The following is a 19036-nucleotide window of genomic DNA, read 5'->3' on the forward strand; positions in this document are numbered from 1 at the left end:
GGCAACATCCGCCATTGGCAGCCTGTTTTAACTAAATACATAATGGCATCCCAAATGGTTCTTAAATCATATTTTCGTTTTCTGTTATTGAAGTTTAAAGTCTTTTTTATAAATTGCCATTGATTGTCAGAAATGTTTGTAGAGTAATTTTTCACCGTAGCTTAATTGATTAGTTACCAACAAGTTACGAAAAATAATCTACATAAACAACTGACAATCAATTTTTTAAATTATTTTTTTACAGATCCACTCCTTACAAATTTTTCTAATTTAATTTTTAAACAGGCTCATAATTTTTTAAATTCTTATCTTCGTTTCCGGAATGGAGAACAAACAGAAAACATTTTCTAAATTAATAAAGGATAACCAAGGACTGATCATCAAAGTCTCGCGCCTTTATACCCATTCTCTGGAAGATCAAGAAGATCTTTTTCAGGAAATTGTGTTACAACTTTGGAAATCTTACGACTCATTCCAAGGTAATTCTAAGATCTCGACGTGGATGTACCGTGTTGCATTGAATACGGCGATCACATTATTCCGAAAGAAAACCAGACAACCGCAGACGGATGAATTGCAGGAATTTCACAGCAAGGATTTTTTGGATGACAATGATGAAAAACAGCAGCAAATTTCTCTCCTCTACAAAGTGATCAAACTTCTCCCGGATGTGGAGAGGGCTATCGTTATGATGTACTTAGACGATGAACCATACAAAGAAATTGCTGAAACTTTGGGAATTACGGAAGTGAACGCCCGCGTTAAAATGAATAGATTAAAAAAAGTACTAAAAGAATTAATGATAAAGCATGGCTAACCCAGAAGATTTTGATATCGATTCTCTTAAAAAAAACTGGCAAGAGCAGGTCATCACGGATGGCTATGACCAGAACGAGATCGAGTCTATGCTTAATATAAAATCCAGGAACTACGTCAAGTATATTCTGTGGATCAGTATTGCTGAATTTGTAGTTTTTGGATTGATCAATTTTTTGGCCTTATTTTCCTCCAATTTTCATACAGATTTTACAAGCATTCTCAACAAACTTCAGATCAAAAATCAGCATGAAGTAGAAATTGGTTTGGACAGGATCTATTATTGGATGAAGATCTTCAGCTTAATTATCACCGGCGTCTTTGTAGTGATTTTTTATGTCAATTATCATAAGATCAATGTAGAGTCCAATCTTAAAAAATTTATCACGCACATTATTCAATTTAAAAAAACGGTGAATCTGTTTATATTCGGTAATATATTTTTGCTGGTACTTTTCATAGGTAGCTTTACTAGTTTTATTGTGTTCACGATTAAGAGACAAAATATTCATATCGATCATCCAACTTTATGGGGATTGATTACGGGTGTTATTTTGAGCCTGTTGATTTGCATTATCCTGATTTTGCTTTATTACCAATTGGCGTACGGGATCTTATTGAAGAGACTTTCCAAAAACCTGACGCAACTAGAGGAAATAGATTCGCAAAAGGGATCATAAATGTCATAGAGCATTGTTTATCATTAGATTACCATTTGCTACATTTTGCTTATCTTTGCACCCATAAAAGATCTTTGAAATGCTGGGAAGAAGACAAATCCGTGAAAAAGTAGTAGAATCGCTCTATTCTTATTATCAAAACCCGATCAGGTTTGAAGTTGTTGAGAAAAATATGTTCTCAGAAATCAACAAAATCTATAATCTCTACATCTACACGCTCAACTTTATGGTGGGCCTGAAGAGTTTGACAGAAGATCAAATAGAAATTGGGAAAAATAAATACATAAAAACTACTGAAAACGAAAATCCGAACCAGAAGCTAGTTAGAAACCAGATTCTTATCCAGTTAGAAAATAACGAGGAAAGAAGAAGTTTCTCCAGCAAACATAAAGACCTGATATGGGACTCGAATGATCCTATTTTGGTCAAGACTTTCCAACGTATAAAAGCAGGAAAACGTTATCAGGATTATATGGCAGATGCCGAGATCTCTTTCGAGGATGATCAAAAATTCATTGGGAAACTTTTTCTAAGATATGTTGCCGAAAATAGCGATTTGCACGATCGATTTGAAGAGAAAGAAATGTCCTGGGCAGATGATCTGCATATTTCAAACTCTATGATTCAGAAAACCATTGGTTTTATGAAGGAAGACGAAGCCTCTCACACACTTATCAAAATGTTGAAAGATGACGAAGACGAAGATTTTGCAAGAAAACTTCTAAGATCTTCTCTTAACAATTGGGAAGAATCCGAGAAAAAATTGCAGGAACGTCTTGTAAACTGGGAGCTAGACAGGATTTCGCTTTTAGACAGAATTGTCCTTATTGCGGCCATCACAGAACTTGACCATTTCCCACTCACCGCTTCGAGAATTATCATTAATGAATATATTGATATCTCAAAAGTCTACGGAACCGAAAAATCCAATATCTTTATCAACGGTGTTCTCGACAAATACACAAAAGATACAAACCGAGTATAATTTCAAAATAACTTATATGAAATCAATCAAAATTATAGCAATTGCTGCTCTTTGCACGCTTGCTTTCTCTTGTAAGAAAAAAGAAGAAACAACGCTAGACCACATCCCGGGAGTTGATACTGCGCAGGCAAGTACCGTGGTAGACTCACTTTCTCAGGAGCAGGCTCCAGAGGAATCAGAAATGTTGAAAGAGGCGCAAAGCAAACCACTGACAAGCATTGCTTTCAGCGAAACTGAACACAACTTCGGCGATATCAAAAAGGGTGAAAAAGTAGAACATATTTATGAAGTGACAAATACAGGAACCAATCCCTTGATCATTTCCAACGTGAAGCCTGGTTGCGGCTGTACAGTTCCGGATTACACCAAAGAACCAATCTTGCCAGGTAAAAAAGGAAAGATCACTTTACACTTTGATTCTACCAACTTCGATGGCGCAGTAAATAAAGCGGCAGACGTTTTTGTCAACGTAGAAAAAGCGCCGGTAAAAATTACATTCTCAGCTAACATTACGCAATAATATCATGATGCTTACCCTATTTTTACAGGCAGCTGCTCCAGCACAATCTATGACGCCGACATTGATAATGATCGGATTGATGGTCGTTGGGTTTTACTTTTTGATGATTCGTCCTCAGATGAAAAAACAAAAGCAGGAAAAGAATTTTCAGGAAGCACTCAAGCCAGGTGCAAGAGTTGTAACCACTTCGGGAATGCACGGCAAGATCTTCAGTATTGGAGATGATGGCGTAGTGATCGAAACCCTTAGTGGGAAACTGAAATTCGAAAAAGCGGCGATTTCTAAGGATTTCACAGCGGCAAGATTCCCAGAAACTTTCGGAGAAGTGAAGAAATAAGAATTTTTTCTTAATATAAAAAGGCGCAGAATGATCTCATTCTGCGCCTTTTTTTTGATGATTAAAAAAATAAAGATACAGCCAAAAGCCAATGCTTATTTTGTTACATTATCAATGAACTCCAAAACCGAATCCTTGCTCCAGTCCATAGAACTGTCTTCTTTTTTCAGAATTCTTCCGTCTTTCCCAATGAGATAAGTAGTCGGAAAAGCGACTGGTAAAACTTTCGGATCCAAGGGACTTTCCGCAATGTAAACAGGAACGGTGTAATTATTCTCTTTCAGGAATTTTTTCACATCTTCTTCCTGATCCTGCATTGCAATCAGTGCAAATTCCAGTTTATCTTCTCTCAATTCGTAAAGCTTTTGTATCGTCGGCCATTCCGTTCTGCACGGCGGACACCACGTTCCCCAGAAATTAAGGAACAAAACCTTTCCTCGCAGATTTTTCAGATTGGTGCTGCTCGTGTTGATGCCCTTCAAATCGATATTCAAAACATCATCAGATAGTAAAGTCTCATTATTGATTTTAGAAACCGTCGGGCTCATGGCCATCTGTTCCGACACAAAATCGCGAAGTGGCTTGATGGCCATCAATGCCAACAGCACAATCAAGAAAACCAAATAAACTATATTTTTTTTTAGAAAATTCATATCAGTCATATTAAAAATGTGGGCGTATCCCCAGCCAGCGCTTGTCCAGCCGCTCGGGTCGGGCTATCCACTACTATCTTCTACTTGCCTGGCAAGGCAAGCAGAAGGATATCCGTTACTATCCCTTACGCAGAAATCGTATTCAAAAGAAATTTACAACAGTTCTAGCAATTCCTCTACCGTGTCAAAACCTCTGTTTTTAGCATAATAAGTTTGCAATTCAACATAGAATTGGTCTCTTGTAAATTCCTCCGGATTGGCTTTGTATTTTTTAAAAAGTTCGGTACCGTGCTTTGGTCTCGGTCCCCAGTGTGCCAGCTCGTTGAAGTTTTCATCAAGAAAAATCACAATCGGAATAGACTTTCCGCCATTTACCAAATAATCATCAATCAAACTTGGTTGCTGGTCACGGTAAGAAATCCTGATTTCAAATTGCTCAAAAAACTTGACAATCACCGGAATTACCTGACTCGCGTCACCGCACCAAGCCTCAGAAATAATCAATATTTTCCCATTAAAATGCTTCTGAGCCAAAGTCGCCACCTGTTCAGAATTCGGAAGGTATTTTTCCCACATTCTGTTCATCCTTTGGATTCCCAATCTGTAATATTCTGCATAGTCTGCTTCCTGAGAATTTTTTGGATTTCCCAACCTTTCTCCAGCTTCGTGAAGATAGTCTGTGTAGGAAACTGCGTTGTCCCAAAATTGTTTTATATCCATTATATTTTTCTGGTTTTATTAATTAGATACATATCTGCCAAAACAAATGCAGCAAGACTTTCGACAATTGGGACAGCTCTCGGAACCACGCAAGGGTCGTGTCTTCCTTTACCTTCTACCGTCACGGTTTCGCCATCTTTGTTGATGCTTTCCTGCGGGCGAAGAATCGTAGCAACCGGTTTGAAAGCTGCTCGGAAATAGATGTCCATTCCGTTGGAAATGCCACCTTGGATGCCACCAGAAAGATTGGATTGTGTAGTTCCATCTTCATTGAAAAGGTCATTGTGTTCACTTCCCGTCATCTTGGCGCCACAGAAACCACTTCCATATTCGAAACCTTTGCATGCATTGATGTTCAGCATTGCTTTTCCCAATTCAGCGTGCAGTTTATTGAAGATGGGTTCGCCTAATCCAACCGTAACGTTGCTGATAACACAAGTGACCGTTCCCCCAATGGTGTTGCCTTCTTTCTTGATTTCTTTGATTCTTTCAATCATTTTTTCGGCCGTTTTCTCATCTGGGCAACGTACGATATTGCTTTCTGTTTTAGAAAAATCCAAATCCTGGTATGCTTTCTCACAGAAGATTTCACCAACGGAGGAAACATAAGCATTGATCTCCATCTCGGGAAGAAGCTGTTTGGCCAAAGCACCTGCAACGACCCAATTTAAGGTTTCGCGTGCAGACGATTTTCCACCACCGCGGTAATCACGGATCCCGAATTTTTGATCGTAAGTATAATCTGCGTGACTGGGACGATAAGCCTGTGCAATATGATCGTAATCCTTGGAACGTTGGTTTTCATTTTCTACAATGAATCCAATAGGTGTTCCCGTAGATGTGCCATCAAAAATACCAGACAGAAAACGTACTTTATCGCCTTCCTTTCTTTGTGTAACAATCGCAGATTGTCCCGGTTTTCTACGATCCAGCTCAAGCTGAACTTTCTCTATGTCGATTTTCACACCAGCTGGAAAATTAGTAATAATTCCGCCGTAAGCTTCCCCGTGACTTTCGCCGAACGAAGAAAGCGTCAAAAAATTTCCTAAAACATTAAACATAAATAGAAGTTAGATATGAGAAATTAGAGGTTAGATTGATCATGAAAAAAATAATCTAACGGATGTAATTTCTATAATAACAACAAATTTACGTATTTTAAAATGTACTGATATCTAAAATCTGACTTGTAATATTTATTTTTACAAAATGAATTCAAACAAAACCGTTCTTATTCTCGGTGCAAACTCGGATGTTGCCAAACAATGCATCATTCAATATATTGAAAAAGGATTTTCAATCATTGCAGCTTCTAGAAATACGAAATCACTTGAAGATTTTATTAAAGTAAAAAATATAAATCCATCAAAAATGACTGTTTTGTATTTCGATGCAGCAAATTTTGATTCACACCAGAAATTTTATGATCAGCTTCCTATAAAACCTCATATTGTTGTTTACGCTGCAGGATTTTTAGTAGAAAATTCAGACGCTTTAAATGATTTTAAAGGAACTCAGCAAATGATGCAGGTGAACTACATAGGAGGAGTTTCTATTCTGAATATTGTGGCAATGGACAAGTCTAACAAAAATTTAGAAAGAATCATCGGTTTATCTTCACTTTCCGGAGTGAGAGGAAGAAAAAGCAACTTCGTTTACGGAAGTACAAAGGCTGCTTTTACAACTTATTTGGCCGGCTTAAGACAAGAATTGTCGCATAGGAATATTACGGTCAATGTATTGGTCAGTGGATATATCAACACAAAAATAAACGATGGTTTGGAACTCAATAAAAACCTTTTAATGGAGCCAGATTATGTTGCAAGCCATATTGTGAATGCAGGAAACTCCTTCACAATCGTTCCCAATTGGAAATGGAAGATCATCTACTGGATTTTAAAATTGTCACCAGAATTTTTGGTAGCGAAATTGCCCTAAATAGATAAGCGAAGATAAAATCCTCGCTTTCTGTATCTAGTGTTTTTTCAAAATCCTTTTTCGATCGCGATTATCAATATAATCTAAAACGGCTTCTTTCGTCGTCATCCAATTTCGGCCTTCTTTGAAAGCGTCTATTTTTCCTTTTCTTGCCAAGAGGCTCACATATTCCTGGCCGTAAGGGAGCTTTTCCTCTTCCACAATGTCTGAAATTGAGCGGTAATTATCATAAGTGTTATTAAGACTTCCTAAATAGATATTTAAACTCCTTTCCAAAGCTTGTAAAATGAGCAATACCAATTTTGCATAATTCCCATTATTAGCAGAATTCAAAGCGTCATAATATTTTTTACGGTCGTTTTTCAGGATGATGGCAGGCGGAAAACCTTCTTTCATAAGCAACAAATTAAATAACAGCCTTGCCGTTCTTCCATTCCCATCAAAAAAAGGATGAATCCAAACAAAACGATGGTGAAAAATGGCAGATTTCAAGACGATATTTAGGTCAGAACTGTTTGCCCAATCTGTTAATTCTGTAATATAATCATCTATTTTCAAGGCGTTAGGCGGAACGAAATTGGCTCCGGAAATCCTTACTCCCGATGTTCTGAATCGTCCGGCAAAATCTTTTTCAATTTTTTGGAGAACCAGTTCGTGGATGTTCAAAATATCGGTTTCTTTCAAAATATAGCTATCCGATACTAAGCTTTCTACCAATTCAATCGCCTCTTGGTGATTTACAGCTTCGAAATGTTCTCGCAAAGATTTTCCTTTAATGGTGAATCCTTCTTCTATCACCATTTTTGTTTCTTGCAGTGTTAAAGTATTCCCCTCGATACTGTTAGAATTGTAGGTCCATTCTATCATCAAACTTTCTTTAATGCTTTTCAATGCATAAGTCGGAATTGGGCGCAACTTGTCTAACTCTGCTTTTTTCTGCAGAATTCTTTCAAGTTGTTTTTCTAAACCTTCAAAGTGATATGGATATTCTTGCCATTTCATTCCACAAAATTACAACTTTATTTTAATATCGTATATTATATAGATTAATGATATCCGATATTAATATTTTTTTTATTGCTGAGATTGATGATAAGCTATTGCAATATGAATTTCAAAATAAGAAAAATCATCACCTAATTCATCTTTTATAGATTTTAATGAAGGAATTGATTGTGTTTTTGCAAGTTCTATTATGGGTTCTATTTTGTTAACATCCATCAATTCATTTGGCTTTATTGTTCCCACTGCTACAAAATTTACCAAATGATTTTGGATGGTGTTGATAGAGAGATTTCTCGTTTTAGCGATTTCTTCTACACTATTTCCAGCTTTAAACATTTGAAAAGTGATGGTAAAAGTTCCAGCTTCGTACTTTTTGGTGCTTTTGGAAGGCGTTTTCTTCTTAGGTTTTTTCTCTGAAATTTTACTGCTCAAATTATTATTCTGGCAAAATTCAATAATCGTGGGAAGAAAAATCTCACCATATTTTTCAATTTTAAAAGCTCCGAAACCACTTATCTCATTCAATTCTTCTTTTGAATTGGGAAGATAAGTTGACAACTCCAGCAAAGTTGCATCGGAGAAAATAACATAAGGAGGAACATTTTCACTTTCGGCGATTTCTCGTCTCAAGATCCTTAGTTCTGCAAGCAAATCTTCATTGGCGTTGATATTGGGTGTTGAGTAATCAGTCTCTATTTCAGCGACAGTCACGGCTTTGGCTTGTTCCTTTACTTTTTGGAAGATGACTTTTTTATTTTTAAATAATATTAATTTGCTCTCTTCATTTAATTTTAAAACAGAAAACTCCTCATTCGATTCACTTAGAAAACCATTGATGAGCAATTGTCTTAAAAGATTTTGCCAATAATTTTTATCTTGATTATTTCCAATGCCGTAAGTAGGCAAACTGCGCATAAAATCTGTAATTTTCACACTTTTGGAGCCTCTCAGAAAATCAATTATAAGATTTTTTCCGTATCGTTCTTTAAGTCTGAAAACAGCACTCAGTAATTTTTGAGCATCAACCGTTGCGTCCCAATTCTCGAAATTACTAAGACAATAATCGCAGGAATTGCAATTGCCATCGTGCTTTTCGCCGAAATATTCCATAAGATATTGTCTTCGGCATTTTTGCATTTCTGCAAAGTCAGACATTTGCTGAAGCTTTCGCAACATCAGTTCAGATTGTTCCTCATTACCTTCTATCATTGCAAATCTTCTCAATTTCGTCACATCAGCATTAGAATAAAATAAAATGGCTTCACTTGGCAAACCATCTCTTCCGGCTCTTCCCGTTTCCTGGTAATAACTTTCGATGTTTTTTGGCAAGTCTGCGTGCATCACAAAACGCACATTGCTCTTGTCTATTCCCATTCCAAATGCAATCGTTGCCACTATTACCCGAATTTTGTCCTTCAAAAAGTCTTCCTGAACTTTAGCTCTATCTACAGACAAAATTCCGGCGTGATAAAAAGCCGAACTGATGCCATTTTCTTTCAATTTATTAGACATTTCTTCCGTTCCTTTTCTAGACAAACAGTAGACAATCCCTGAGTCGTTCGGATGTTCATTGAGATATTGAATAATATTCTGAAGAACAGATTGCTTTGGCTGAACAAAATATTTGATGTTGGCTCTATCAAAAGAAGAAACCAAAACCAAAGGTTCATTGAGATTCAATTGTTTGATGATATCTTTCCTCGTGATTTCATCCGCACTTGCCGTTAATGCAATAATTGGGATTTTAGGAAACTGATTTTTAATTCCATTCAGAAATAAATAATCCGGACGAAAATCGTGTCCCCAATGCGAAACACAATGCGCCTCATCTACCGCAAACAGGGAAATATGGATGTCATTCAAAAGTTTTAAAAATGCACCATTATCTGCGCTCAATTTTTCGGGAGCAACATATAAAAGTTTAAGTTTTCGGTTTTTTAATTGATTTAAAGTCTCGTTTTGTTCATAAGCCGACATCGAAGAATTGATGTATGCAGCAGGAATTCCGTTCACGCGCAAGGCATCAACTTGGTCTTTCATCAAAGCAATTAATGGTGAAATAACGATGGCAGTTCCTTCCAAAACCAATGCCGGAACTTGATAGCAAAGTGATTTTCCGCCACCAGTAGGCATCAAAACAAAAGTATCTTTTTTCGAAATTACATTTTCAACTGCGTTTGCTTGCTCTAGTCGGAAATTGTTGTAGCCGAAAAATTGCTGTAATATTTCTAAAGGTGATTTCATCATTTAAAATTTGTGTTTAAGTAAAAATAGTAAGTTTTGATTTTACTTTTTATTAAAAAGAAAGAATATTGGAATCTAGTCATAGAAAACAACCAAAATTTTTGTCTTTGGTTTTAAATTAAATTATCAATCGTACAGTAAAATGCCAGTTTTATTTCAGGCAAATTTTCTTTTAAAAGTAAGAAATTTCTTTTCTATTAGATTATAGCTAAGTATGGAAATCAGATACGCAAAAGTAAAACTCGCCAAAAAATTTCCGATGATGTTGAGATGTAAGTAATATAAAATTAAGGTAAAACAAAGCGGATGATAAACATACAATCCGAAACTGATTTTCCCAGTAAATCTGAGGAAATCAGTGCTCAGAATTTTGCTGATTATGCTTGTGTTTTTTGCAATTATTACAAGAGAAACAAAACTGCCATAGAAAATTGCAAGAATAATGTGCCTTGAAATTTTATCAAACAAAGAATAATCTCCGTTTTTAAATGAAACATATCCCAAAGGAATAGTAGAGAGTAGAAATAGTACAAAAAAAATAGTGCTGTTTTTGGAGATGAGTTTTTGCTCAATTTCCAGTACCGAAAGTAATGCTCCGATGGCAAGTTCGTCAAACCTTGCGAAGGTAAACTGAGATTCTTCGAGGTTATTTTTTATGAGTACAATTCTTGTGATTACAGAAATAATAAAGAGAGTTACAATGCCCCATTTTATATTTTTTAATGGTAAAAAATAGATGATGAATGGCCAGAATAAATAGAAATGTTCTTCAACGGAAAGAGACCAATAATGGCTTGGCCCGATATTTTGCCATTCAAAAGTAGATGCGAAATTTTGCAGGAACGTCCAGTAATAAATTTGATCCGAAAAATGGGGAAAAGCATTTTTGGTAATTAGAGGGATAAAAAAATAGTAGATAATCAGGAAAAAATAATACAAAGGAAAAATTCTTAGGGCTCTTCTGATGTAGAAATTTTTGAAATATGATGGTTGATCTTTAGTATTCAGCAATATTCTGGTGATGAGAAATCCGGATAAAACAAAGAAAAGTGAAACTCCGGTTTTTCCAAAGAGCGAGAGTTTTTTCAGAAGTAGAACACTCTCATTGGTAGAATTAAAATCTTGAAAAAAATGATAAAACATTACCATAATAACGGCAATAGCACGTACTCCGTCTAGTTGGTTGTAATGTTTAAGGTTTTTCATTTCTAAGATTTTTAAAGAGTTATTAGATTCCGTTTTTGTCATAGTAATTTTTAGAATTGATTTTTTTCGGGGTTAAATTTCTTTAAAATCATATTTACGCTCAAGGGATTTCCTTTTTTTTAGATTATTTTTTGTCTAAAATGACAATAATATCAAAAGTTGTAATGTAAAGATATTAATTATCTAAAATACAGTAATTAATACTATACTAATTAAATTTCCTAGCTGGAATATTTTGATGTGTATTCTGAAATTACATTTTCAAATGCGTTTGCTTGCTCTAGTCGGAAATTGTTGTAACCAAAATATTGCTGTAATATTTCTAAAGGTGATTTCATAGAATTTGTGTGGTAGTAAAAATAAGACATTTTAATTATTTTTATGTTTGATTTTAAATGAAAGAAAAACTCATAATTGTTGAAAACTATGAGGTTTTATTATAAATTCTAGAATTTAATCTTGATTAAAAATAATTGACATTTTTTTTGCATAGTATTAATAGGTCGCTCCTATGAAGCTTTAATTTTAAAAACAACTATTTTCTATTAACAGTTTGCTTCTAATGGAGCTTTAAAATATCCCATCGGGATGTACTGTTAATAGAAAAATGAAATGACCAAGAAGCAAAACTCCAGGGGAGCGACCTGTCTATTCATTTTTAGGCAACCTATTTTTGATGCAGATTTTCTTTAAATTTTTCACGATTAAAATTGACAGAAAACCCAGATTTTTCTCCTTTTTTTAGTTCTTTAATCAATTCAAATTTCTGGGTTTCTTCTTGTTTAAACGTTCGTAAAGCAGCTCTTACAACTTCACTTGCAGAAGAATATTTTCTTGTTTTAATTTGAGAGTTGATAAAATTGTCGAAATAATCTCACAATAAAATCGATGTATTCTTAGCCATAACTTTAGAGTTTACTTTCTAAAATTAAATATACCAAGGTTTGGTATGTATCCAAATTTACTTATGGTAAAATTGTTGAATATTATTGATGTAAAAAAAGCGAGAAAAAAATTCTCGCTTTTAATTTATGATTTTAAATTCAATTTCAATTCCAGTTCATCCAATTGTTCATTGGCAATCGAAGCCGGTGCATCAATCATCACATCTCGGCCAGAGTTATTTTTCGGGAAAGCAATGTAATCTCTGATCACTTCGTTTCCATCAAGAATTGCGACCAATCGGTCAAATCCGAAAGCCAAACCACCGTGTGGCGGAGCGCCGTATTTGAAGGCATTCATCAAAAATCCGAACTGCGCTTCTGCTTCTTCTTTTGAGAATCCTAAAAGGTCAAACATTTTCGATTGCAAATCTCTGTCAAAAATTCTGATAGAACCGCCACCAATTTCGTTTCCGTTTAACACCAAATCATAAGCGTTGGCTCTGGCTTTTCCGGGGTCGGTTTCCAAAAGGTGGAAATCTTCGGTTTTCGGAGACGTGAAAGGGTGGTGCATCGCGTGGTAACGTCCGCTTTCTTCATCAAATTCTAATAGAGGGAAATCTACAACCCAAAGTGGTGCAAATTCGTTTCCTTTTCTTAAGCCAAGACGGTTTCCGAGTTCCATTCTTAACGCTGAAAGTTGGGTTCTCACTTTGTCAGCATTTCCGCTCATTACGAAAATTAAATCTCCAGCTTTTGCGCCGAATTTTTCTGTAATTTTCTTTAAATCGTCTTCAGAATAGAATTTATTGACAGACGAAGTTACAACACCATCGTTTTGGAATTTAATCCAAACCAATCCAGTTGCGCCTATCTGTGGGCGTTTTACCCAATCCACCAATTCGTCGATTTGCTTTCTGGTGTAATCTGCAATTCCTTCAACGTTGATTCCGACAACCAATTCTGCTTCGTCGAATATTTTGAAGTCTTTTCCTTTAGTTAAGTCATTTAGTTCGTGGAATTCCATTCCGAAACGGATGTCCGGTTTGTCGTTTCCATATTTTTGTATTGCATCGGCGAAAGTCATTCTTGGAAAATCTTGGAAATCATTTCCTGTGATGTCTTTCAAAAGAACTTTTGTCATTCCTTCGAAAACATTCATAATATCTTCCTGCTCTACAAACGCCATTTCGCAATCGATTTGAGTAAATTCCGGCTGTCTGTCGGCTCTTAAATCTTCATCACGGAAACATTTTACGATTTGGAAATATTTGTCCATTCCGCCAACCATCAACAATTGTTTGAAAGTTTGTGGCGATTGTGGAAGTGCATAAAACTGTCCAGGATTCATTCTACTTGGAACCACGAAATCTCTTGCACCTTCCGGTGTAGATTTGATTAAAACGGGAGTTTCAACCTCAATAAAACCTTCGTCTGAAAGATAATTTCTTACTTTCTGCGCCATTTTGTGACGGAAAATCAATTTATCTCTTACGGGAGCTCTTCTGATATCCAGGTATCGGTATTTCATTCTCAGTTCTTCGCCACCGTCGGTTTCGTCTTCAATGGTGAAAGGAGGCAGTTGAGATTCATTAAGAACTTCTAATTTTTCAACTAAAATTTCAATTTCTCCTGTTGGAATTTTTGGGTTTTTGGAAGTACGTTCGATAACGGTTCCTTCTATTTTTATCACAAACTCACGTCCGAGTTTCTTAGCGGTTTCCAAAAGTTCTTTGGATGTTCTGTCCTCGTCCAAAACCAATTGTGTGATGCCGTAACGGTCTCGCAAATCGATCCAAATCATAAAACCTTTGTCACGGATGGTTTGTACCCAGCCGGAAAGTGTTACTTTTTCATTCAGATTTTTCAGCGTCAGTTCGCCGTTGTTGTGTGTACGGAACATTTTTTTAGATGTTAGATGTTAGACTTTAGATATTAGACATTTGCTTATCCAATTTCCGAGTGCAAAGATATGGATATATGAAAAAATACACGACTAATATGTAAATAAGTTTATGTTTTTGTAGTGTTTTGATGGACTGTGAAAATCTTCAATCTTGGCGAAGCGCGTGAGGGATAGTAGTGGATATCCTTTTTTGGCGGAAGGATTTAGCGGATGGAAAAAAAGATAGTAACGGATAGCCCGGCCCGAGCGGTTGCCCTTCGAGAACCTCAGGATGACACGCCAATGCGAGGGACACGCCCTGATTCTTGGTAGTCTCGGAAAATTATTGTAAATTAGTGGAAATCAAATATTTAATTATTATGGGAAGAGGAGATCAAAAATCTACCAAAGGAAAAATCGCGCGAGGAAGTTATGGGAAATCCCGACTTAGAAAAAGCTCGAAACCTGCAGTAGAGGCTCAAGGGCCCGTTAAGGACAGGGCAGAAACGAAGCCGAAAGCCACCAAGCCAAAGGCTGAAAAAGCAAGTGAGTCTGAAGAAAAATAAAAAATCGGGTCCGTAAATTTTACGGACCCGATTTTTGTAGATGATGTAATTGTCTATTTTCCGAAAAGTCCTCCTAAAAGACCGCCAAGACCGCCTTGTTGAGATTGTTGCTGGTTGCCGCCGCCCAAAACGCTGCCTAGGATATCGCCTAATCCGCCTCCTGAAGATTGCGCTGCGCCCCCAAGTACGCTTCCCAAAATATCACTCAAAGGATTGTTGGATGCCTGAGATTCTTGAGCAGAATTACCAAGGATTCCACCAAGCAGATCTCCGAGTCCACCGCCAGAAGTGACATTGTTGGCTTGTTTTTGCTGGCCAATGTAACCCATAATGACTGGTGCTAGCATCGCCATAATTGGTCCTATCTTGTCCATAGAAATTCCTGTATTCTGAGAAAGTTGGTTTTCTACGCTTGCTTTTTCGCCACCGAAAATATGGCTTAGTATAGAATCGCCTTCCTGGCCTCTGTCGAGTGCTTGTGCAGGATTATTCAAAATGCTTCCGTCGTGGTCTTTGTCTAGCGCGGCGTTCAGTTTATCTGCTTCGTCAGAATTTTCTGATTTTTTCTTCAGATAGCTGATTACCAAAGGTGCAGCAACGATTAAAAGTCCGATAATCTGATTTTTGCTGATCCCGAATTTGTTCTCAGCCTGTTCTGCAACCTGGTTGCCAGTACTTCCTGTAATAAGGTCTAATAAACTCATAATTTATGTCTTTGTTTGAATCAAAGATAAAAAAAATGACAGAGATTTATCATTAAATTTTTAAAGTTTGCGAATTTCTTCCATTGATTGATATTTCTTCCGAAGTTGGATGAATTCTCTTGCTGTTTTTTTTAAAACGATCATCGGATCCTCTGTCTGCGCATCTCTTAAAGTGAACTCTATACAACCGATATTGTCATGAAGCCAAGGGAGCATATAGTAGGTCAGTCCGTTTTTGTACATCTTTTCCTGATGGAATTTTTTCCCCTGAGGCGTTGATGAGACTACATAAAGGCTACACAGATAAAATAAGGGTGTTAAAAAGGGGGCAAATCTTAGTTTTCTCAACGCGTATTTTGAACTTAATGTCTTGATACCTAAAGCGATAAACAGCGTCAAAATAATGTAGAAAGGAATGAAGAAAACGTAGTTGTCGGAAACTGCGTAAAAAGTAGCAAAGCCTACGGTGAAGACAGAAGCGGTGAACAGAAAAAGAGATTCGGTTTTGAAGTTTTTGTACAGATGCACAATGCCACTCATGCTGAACAATATAAACACGTTGAAATTATAAACTAAAAATGAAACAGCCTTCACGACATCTTTCACCAGATCCATCAAACTCTGGTCAAAAGTAGACTGTATCCAGTGTCCATTTTTTGAAGCAAATACATATTTCATTTCAATATGCTGAAGATGATTGACATAAAACATCAATGAAAAAATAATAACGAAAGACAAAAGTGATATTGCCGTATTTCGCCGGTCAGATTTTACTTGATAGAGCAAAAACAGATAAGCAGGAAGCAACATAATGTTCTGAATATGAACCCAAAGACTTATGCCTAATAAGACACCAACTGTCACCATATAGTTCTGTGAATCGTGTCTCAAAGATTTGATGGCGTACAGTACAAACAGAATGACCCAAAGGGCATTGAACGCATACACCTCTACCGTTTCTGCACTGCGCCAAAACGTAAAAGAAAATCCAAAGACGAACGTCGACATCACGGCGATCCAGTTTTCTTCAATCAATTCTTTGATCAAAACAAAAACAAGACTTACGGTGATTGCAGCAGGAATCACAGACATCAATCGCATTACTGCAACGCTGTCCATGCCTAAAAATTTTGAAAAAAAGACGGCCGTATTGATGTAAAGGAAGTGAGTCAAAGGCGTAAAATCAAGGAGAAAGTCGCGTTTTTCTACGTCCAGCACAAATCCAATACCGTCTCCAAATGATATTTTGGAAAAACTACCTGCGTCATAAATGATGAAAAAAGTTAGAAAAATTAAAAAGCTTATCGTTTTTTTCGCCATTCAAACTAATTTTTAAAAATCGGAACATTGCTGCACGCTTCTCCAAACATCAGGGATTTCACAAGCGGTTTGAGTTGTTCTACCAATTCTACGTAAGCGTTGTTGGGGATGAACTCATCACTGCAGCCCTTTACCAAAACACGTTTGTCTCTCATTTCGGAAAAGTCGTAAGTTTGGATCGCGTTGTGCATCAACAGGACTTCCAAATCTTCCCGGTTGCCGAAAACCACCTTTTTTGCATGCCCAGTTACTTTTGAAGTAATCAGGAAATAGGCCCAAAGCGGAATGATCACATCCTCAGAACAGTAGATGTACACGTAAGCGTCCTGATAAACTTCTACATCTATATTTTTTATTTTCTCACGGAAATCTTTCTCCTTTAAAATCAGACCTTCCCAAAGATAATCCTTGATGTCGATCCCGATTCTTTTTCCTTTTGGTACCAGATCAGAAATGTCAAAATTCAACAATCCGCTTTCTGCAACTTTATTTACGATCTCTTCCATGTTCTAAATTTAAACAATTTTTAGCAGATCACCAGCTGTGTTCAACTGTGATCTTATTTTTCTCGGGAGCTGTTTCCCGCTATCCGCTGTATCTTTTTTGTCATTGGTGCTTGGTCATCACAAGAGGTGATCAGAAAGACAAAAAAGGATGCCGCTACTATCGGGGCTATGGTTTTTGTCAGTCAGAAGAATTTTTCTCTAAAACCAACTTTCCCAAACACCATAAACCAAAATGATTTATTTTTGTTCAAAGTTAATGATTTCACAGAAAAAACTTAATTTTAAAAATCGATCATCCTAACTCTCATCATCTAAAATACACAGCTTGAAATATTACATCATAGCAGGCGAAGCTTCCGGCGATCTGCATGCTTCCAACCTGATGAAAGCCCTCAAACAGAAAGACCAAAACGCAGAATTCCGATTCTGGGGCGGCGATCTGATGCAGAAACAGGGCGGAACTTTGGTCAAACATTACCGCGATCTCGCCTTTATGGGATTTCTGGAAGTGATTCAGAATTTGAAAACCATCCTTAATAATATCAGGATCTGTAAAAAAGACATCCAGGACTACAAACCAGATATGCTGATTCTGGTGGATTATCCGGGATTTAATCTAAGAATTGCCAAATTTGCTCAAGAACTGGGTATCAAAGTGATCTATTATATTTCGCCCCAACTCTGGGCGTGGAAAGAAGGGCGTGTGGAAACCATCAGGATGTATGTAGATGAAATGCTTGTTATTCTCCCATTTGAAAAGGATTTTTATAAGAAGCACGACATGGAAGCCCATTTTGTAGGTCATCCATTGCTAGATGCGATAGAAGGTTTGCAGCCTGTGGATGTTCAAACATTCAAATCAGAAAACAAACTGAATGAAAAAGAAATCATTGCTCTGCTGCCTGGCTCAAGAAAACAGGAAGTTACCAAAATGCTGGAGCTTATGCTGTCTGTCAGAAGTCATTTCTCTGATTATCAATTCGTCATTGCTGGTGCGCCAAGTCTGGAAAGAGATTTTTATGAGCAATTTGTGGACGCTGATGTTCATTTTGTATCCAACAAAACCTATGACTTACTCAGATGTGCCAAAGCCGCTTTGGTAACGTCCGGAACGGCAACTTTGGAAACGGCTTTGCTCAATATTCCGGAAGTGGTCTGCTACAAAGGCAGCAGGATCTCCTATGAAATTGGAAAACGACTGATCAAGAATATCAAATATATTTCCCTCGTCAATCTCATTATGGACAAAGAAGTCGTGACAGAACTGATTCAAAATGATTTGGATACGAACAATCTGGTCAAAGAACTTCATAAAATCCTTCATACAGAAAAGAGAGATCAGGTTTTAAAGGATTACGACATATTGAGGTCAAAATTAGGCGGAAGTGGTGCCAGTGATACTGCGGCAGAAATTATAGTCAACTCAAAATAATGAAACATATACAAGATCAATTACAAAAAATAGAATCACTATTACTCCATATTGATGTGACGAATGAGCAAGTTTCCAAAGCGTCTGTCGGATGGCATCTGGAACACGCTCTCTTGATTATAAATAGCACTCTGAAAGGTCTGTCTTTGACAGATCCGAAAGATTACAAACCGAAATTCAGTCTGAAGAAGTTTGTATTCCTGAATTTCGGATTAATTCCAAGAGGTAAGGTCAAGGCGCCGAAACAGTTCTTCCCGGTAGAAATCCCGACTCAGGAAAGTATTTTGAAACTGTCGAATCTGGCAAAAGAAAGACTTGAAGCTGTCAAAAATCTTCCTGAAAAATCCTTTATCACGCATCCTTTTTTGGGTGATTTTGATAAAAAAACAAGCTTGAAGTTCTTGGGGCTTCATACCAATCATCATCTGAAAATTGCAGATGATATTTTGAAATAATAGTTGCAACGCCTATCACCTATCGGAGATTCTGCAAATCTAATAGGTTTTTTTTGTGCATTGTAATTTTAAAAACACAAAACAACTGAAGAAATAGGAAGGAAGTTTGAGCTGAAATCTGTAAAAGAGCTGGAGAGTGTGCCGTTCAAACAAAGTTTAATTTACTTAAAATGGGCAGACAAA

The 19036-nt window shown here is 36.7% G+C and carries 21 protein-coding genes and 1 pseudogene; 9 read left to right on the top strand and 13 right to left on the bottom strand.

Annotated features, from left to right (window positions below):
- On the bottom strand, positions 1-155 hold a 155-nt coding region (locus F564_RS20270; RefSeq protein WP_154656871.1), incomplete at its 3' end, for a transposase.
- Between the two features lie 167 nt (positions 156-322).
- On the opposite strand from F564_RS20270, the gene F564_RS0112990 reads away from it, so the two are divergent.
- From F564_RS0112990 to yajC, 5 genes are all read left to right on the top strand, one after another.
- Positions 323-817 (top strand): RNA polymerase sigma factor, encoded by a 495-nt coding sequence (locus tag F564_RS0112990; RefSeq protein ID WP_028123032.1) that lies wholly within the window; start codon positions 323-325, stop codon positions 815-817.
- Positions 810-1496, top strand: a complete 687-nt coding sequence (locus F564_RS0112995; protein WP_028123033.1) for a hypothetical protein — start codon at positions 810-812, stop codon at positions 1494-1496. Before F564_RS0112990 ends, F564_RS0112995 begins: the two co-directional genes overlap by 8 nt.
- 79 nt (positions 1497-1575) lie before the next feature.
- Positions 1576-2481, top strand: coding sequence for a transcription antitermination protein NusB (locus F564_RS0113000; protein ID WP_028123034.1), 906 nt, complete (start codon positions 1576-1578; stop codon positions 2479-2481).
- A gap of 16 nt (positions 2482-2497) precedes the next feature.
- The gene (locus F564_RS0113005) at positions 2498-3001 is read left to right on the top strand and encodes a DUF1573 domain-containing protein (protein ID WP_028123035.1); all 504 of its coding nucleotides are present in this window, start codon (positions 2498-2500) and stop codon (positions 2999-3001) included.
- A 4-nt stretch (positions 3002-3005) separates the two neighbouring features.
- Positions 3006-3338 (top strand): preprotein translocase subunit YajC, encoded by a 333-nt coding sequence (gene yajC / locus F564_RS0113010; protein WP_028123036.1) that lies wholly within the window; start codon positions 3006-3008, stop codon positions 3336-3338.
- 95 nt (positions 3339-3433) lie between these two features.
- On the opposite strand, the gene F564_RS0113015 is transcribed toward yajC, so the two are convergent.
- From F564_RS0113015 to aroC, 3 genes are all read right to left on the bottom strand, one after another.
- Complete coding sequence (locus tag F564_RS0113015) at positions 3434-3991, bottom strand: TlpA family protein disulfide reductase (protein ID WP_028123037.1); 558 nt, start codon at positions 3989-3991, stop codon at positions 3434-3436.
- A gap of 153 nt (positions 3992-4144) precedes the next feature.
- A complete protein-coding gene (locus F564_RS0113020) occupies positions 4145-4711 on the bottom strand; it encodes a thioredoxin family protein (protein ID WP_034981573.1) in 567 nt (188 codons plus the stop codon).
- Positions 4711-5772, bottom strand: a complete 1062-nt coding sequence (gene aroC, locus F564_RS0113025) for a chorismate synthase (RefSeq protein ID WP_028123039.1) — start codon at positions 5770-5772, stop codon at positions 4711-4713. The genes F564_RS0113020 and aroC overlap by 1 nt, the downstream gene beginning before the upstream one ends.
- Before the next feature lie 148 nt (positions 5773-5920).
- Between aroC and F564_RS0113030 the strand changes: the two genes are divergently transcribed.
- Entirely contained in the window at positions 5921-6649 is a 729-nt protein-coding gene (locus F564_RS0113030; protein ID WP_034981576.1) for an SDR family NAD(P)-dependent oxidoreductase, read from the top strand.
- Between the two features lie 36 nt (positions 6650-6685).
- On the opposite strand, the gene F564_RS0113035 is transcribed toward F564_RS0113030, so the two are convergent.
- The 6 genes and pseudogenes from F564_RS0113035 to aspS all read right to left on the bottom strand — a co-directional run bounded on the left by F564_RS0113035 (position 6686) and on the right by aspS (position 13888).
- Positions 6686-7651, bottom strand: a complete 966-nt coding sequence (locus F564_RS0113035; protein ID WP_028123041.1) for a Fic family protein — start codon at positions 7649-7651, stop codon at positions 6686-6688.
- A gap of 72 nt (positions 7652-7723) precedes the next feature.
- Complete coding sequence (recQ, locus tag F564_RS0113040; protein ID WP_051259670.1) at positions 7724-9901, bottom strand: DNA helicase RecQ; 2178 nt, start codon at positions 9899-9901, stop codon at positions 7724-7726.
- A 153-nt stretch (positions 9902-10054) separates the two neighbouring features.
- Positions 10055-11104: an acyltransferase family protein gene (locus F564_RS0113045; protein WP_161625941.1), complete on the bottom strand. Its 1050-nt coding sequence runs from the start codon at positions 11102-11104 to the stop codon at positions 10055-10057.
- A 221-nt stretch (positions 11105-11325) separates the two neighbouring features.
- Positions 11326-11472, bottom strand: a complete 147-nt coding sequence (locus F564_RS20660) for a hypothetical protein (protein WP_154656872.1) — start codon at positions 11470-11472, stop codon at positions 11326-11328.
- A gap of 299 nt (positions 11473-11771) precedes the next feature.
- Positions 11772-11966: pseudogene (locus tag F564_RS20275) on the bottom strand (type II toxin-antitoxin system ParD family antitoxin); the annotation flags it as partial.
- Positions 11967-12133: 167 nt separating this feature from the next.
- Positions 12134-13888: an aspartate--tRNA ligase gene (gene aspS / locus F564_RS0113060; RefSeq protein ID WP_028123044.1), complete on the bottom strand. Its 1755-nt coding sequence runs from the start codon at positions 13886-13888 to the stop codon at positions 12134-12136.
- A gap of 362 nt (positions 13889-14250) precedes the next feature.
- Here aspS and F564_RS0113065 point away from each other — a divergent pair, with 362 nt between their 5' ends.
- Positions 14251-14436 (top strand): 30S ribosomal protein THX, encoded by a 186-nt coding sequence (locus F564_RS0113065; RefSeq protein WP_028123045.1) that lies wholly within the window; start codon positions 14251-14253, stop codon positions 14434-14436.
- A 53-nt stretch (positions 14437-14489) separates the two neighbouring features.
- Here the strand turns inward: F564_RS0113065 and F564_RS0113070 are convergent, their stop codons facing one another.
- The 3 genes from F564_RS0113070 to F564_RS0113080 are packed head-to-tail and all read right to left on the bottom strand — an operon-like array spanning position 14490 to position 16966.
- Positions 14490-15140 carry a DUF937 domain-containing protein gene (locus F564_RS0113070; protein ID WP_028123046.1) on the bottom strand — a complete coding sequence of 217 codons (651 nt, stop codon included), beginning with the start codon at positions 15138-15140 and terminating at the stop codon, positions 14490-14492.
- A 60-nt stretch (positions 15141-15200) separates the two neighbouring features.
- A complete protein-coding gene (locus F564_RS0113075; RefSeq protein ID WP_028123047.1) occupies positions 15201-16460 on the bottom strand; it encodes a protein O-mannosyl-transferase family in 1260 nt (419 codons plus the stop codon).
- Positions 16461-16465: 5 nt separating this feature from the next.
- Complete coding sequence (locus tag F564_RS0113080) at positions 16466-16966, bottom strand: DUF2480 family protein (RefSeq protein ID WP_028123048.1); 501 nt, start codon at positions 16964-16966, stop codon at positions 16466-16468.
- 325 nt (positions 16967-17291) lie between these two features.
- On the opposite strand from F564_RS0113080, the gene lpxB reads away from it, so the two are divergent.
- A complete protein-coding gene (lpxB, locus tag F564_RS0113090; protein ID WP_028123049.1) occupies positions 17292-18398 on the top strand; it encodes a lipid-A-disaccharide synthase in 1107 nt (368 codons plus the stop codon).
- Positions 18398-18853, top strand: coding sequence for a hypothetical protein (locus F564_RS0113095; RefSeq protein WP_028123050.1), 456 nt, complete (start codon positions 18398-18400; stop codon positions 18851-18853). Before lpxB ends, F564_RS0113095 begins: the two co-directional genes overlap by 1 nt.
- The last annotated feature ends 183 nt before the right edge of the window (positions 18854-19036 follow it).

Source organism: Epilithonimonas tenax DSM 16811 (assembly GCF_000428485.1).
Lineage (GTDB): Bacteria > Bacteroidota > Bacteroidia > Flavobacteriales > Weeksellaceae > Epilithonimonas > Epilithonimonas tenax.

Bases quoted from the DNA above. Each gene is read 5' to 3' on its own strand.
- F564_RS0113020 (WP_034981573.1), bottom strand. From the start codon at position 4,711: ATGGATATAAAACAATTTTGGGACAACGCAGTTTCCTACACAGACTAT.
- F564_RS0112990 (WP_028123032.1), top strand. From the start codon at position 323: ATGGAGAACAAACAGAAAACATTTTCTAAATTAATAAAGGATAACCAA.
- recQ (WP_051259670.1), bottom strand. From the start codon at position 9,901: ATGATGAAATCACCTTTAGAAATATTACAGCAATTTTTCGGCTACAAC.
- F564_RS0113080 (WP_028123048.1), bottom strand. From the start codon at position 16,966: ATGGAAGAGATCGTAAATAAAGTTGCAGAAAGCGGATTGTTGAATTTT.
- F564_RS0113035 (WP_028123041.1), bottom strand. From the start codon at position 7,651: ATGAAATGGCAAGAATATCCATATCACTTTGAAGGTTTAGAAAAACAA.
- F564_RS0113000 (WP_028123034.1), top strand. From the start codon at position 1,576: ATGCTGGGAAGAAGACAAATCCGTGAAAAAGTAGTAGAATCGCTCTAT.
- F564_RS0113065 (WP_028123045.1), top strand. From the start codon at position 14,251: ATGGGAAGAGGAGATCAAAAATCTACCAAAGGAAAAATCGCGCGAGGA.
- F564_RS20660 (WP_154656872.1), bottom strand. From the start codon at position 11,472: ATGTCTTATTTTTACTACCACACAAATTCTATGAAATCACCTTTAGAA.
- aspS (WP_028123044.1), bottom strand. From the start codon at position 13,888: ATGTTCCGTACACACAACAACGGCGAACTGACGCTGAAAAATCTGAAT.
- F564_RS0113005 (WP_028123035.1), top strand. From the start codon at position 2,498: ATGAAATCAATCAAAATTATAGCAATTGCTGCTCTTTGCACGCTTGCT.
- aroC (WP_028123039.1), bottom strand. From the start codon at position 5,772: ATGTTTAATGTTTTAGGAAATTTTTTGACGCTTTCTTCGTTCGGCGAA.
- F564_RS0113075 (WP_028123047.1), bottom strand. From the start codon at position 16,460: ATGGCGAAAAAAACGATAAGCTTTTTAATTTTTCTAACTTTTTTCATC.
- F564_RS0113015 (WP_028123037.1), bottom strand. From the start codon at position 3,991: ATGAATTTTCTAAAAAAAAATATAGTTTATTTGGTTTTCTTGATTGTG.
- F564_RS0112995 (WP_028123033.1), top strand. From the start codon at position 810: ATGGCTAACCCAGAAGATTTTGATATCGATTCTCTTAAAAAAAACTGG.
- F564_RS0113045 (WP_161625941.1), bottom strand. From the start codon at position 11,104: ATGAAAAACCTTAAACATTACAACCAACTAGACGGAGTACGTGCTATT.
- F564_RS0113095 (WP_028123050.1), top strand. From the start codon at position 18,398: ATGAAACATATACAAGATCAATTACAAAAAATAGAATCACTATTACTC.
- F564_RS0113070 (WP_028123046.1), bottom strand. From the start codon at position 15,140: ATGAGTTTATTAGACCTTATTACAGGAAGTACTGGCAACCAGGTTGCA.
- yajC (WP_028123036.1), top strand. From the start codon at position 3,006: ATGATGCTTACCCTATTTTTACAGGCAGCTGCTCCAGCACAATCTATG.
- F564_RS0113030 (WP_034981576.1), top strand. From the start codon at position 5,921: ATGAATTCAAACAAAACCGTTCTTATTCTCGGTGCAAACTCGGATGTT.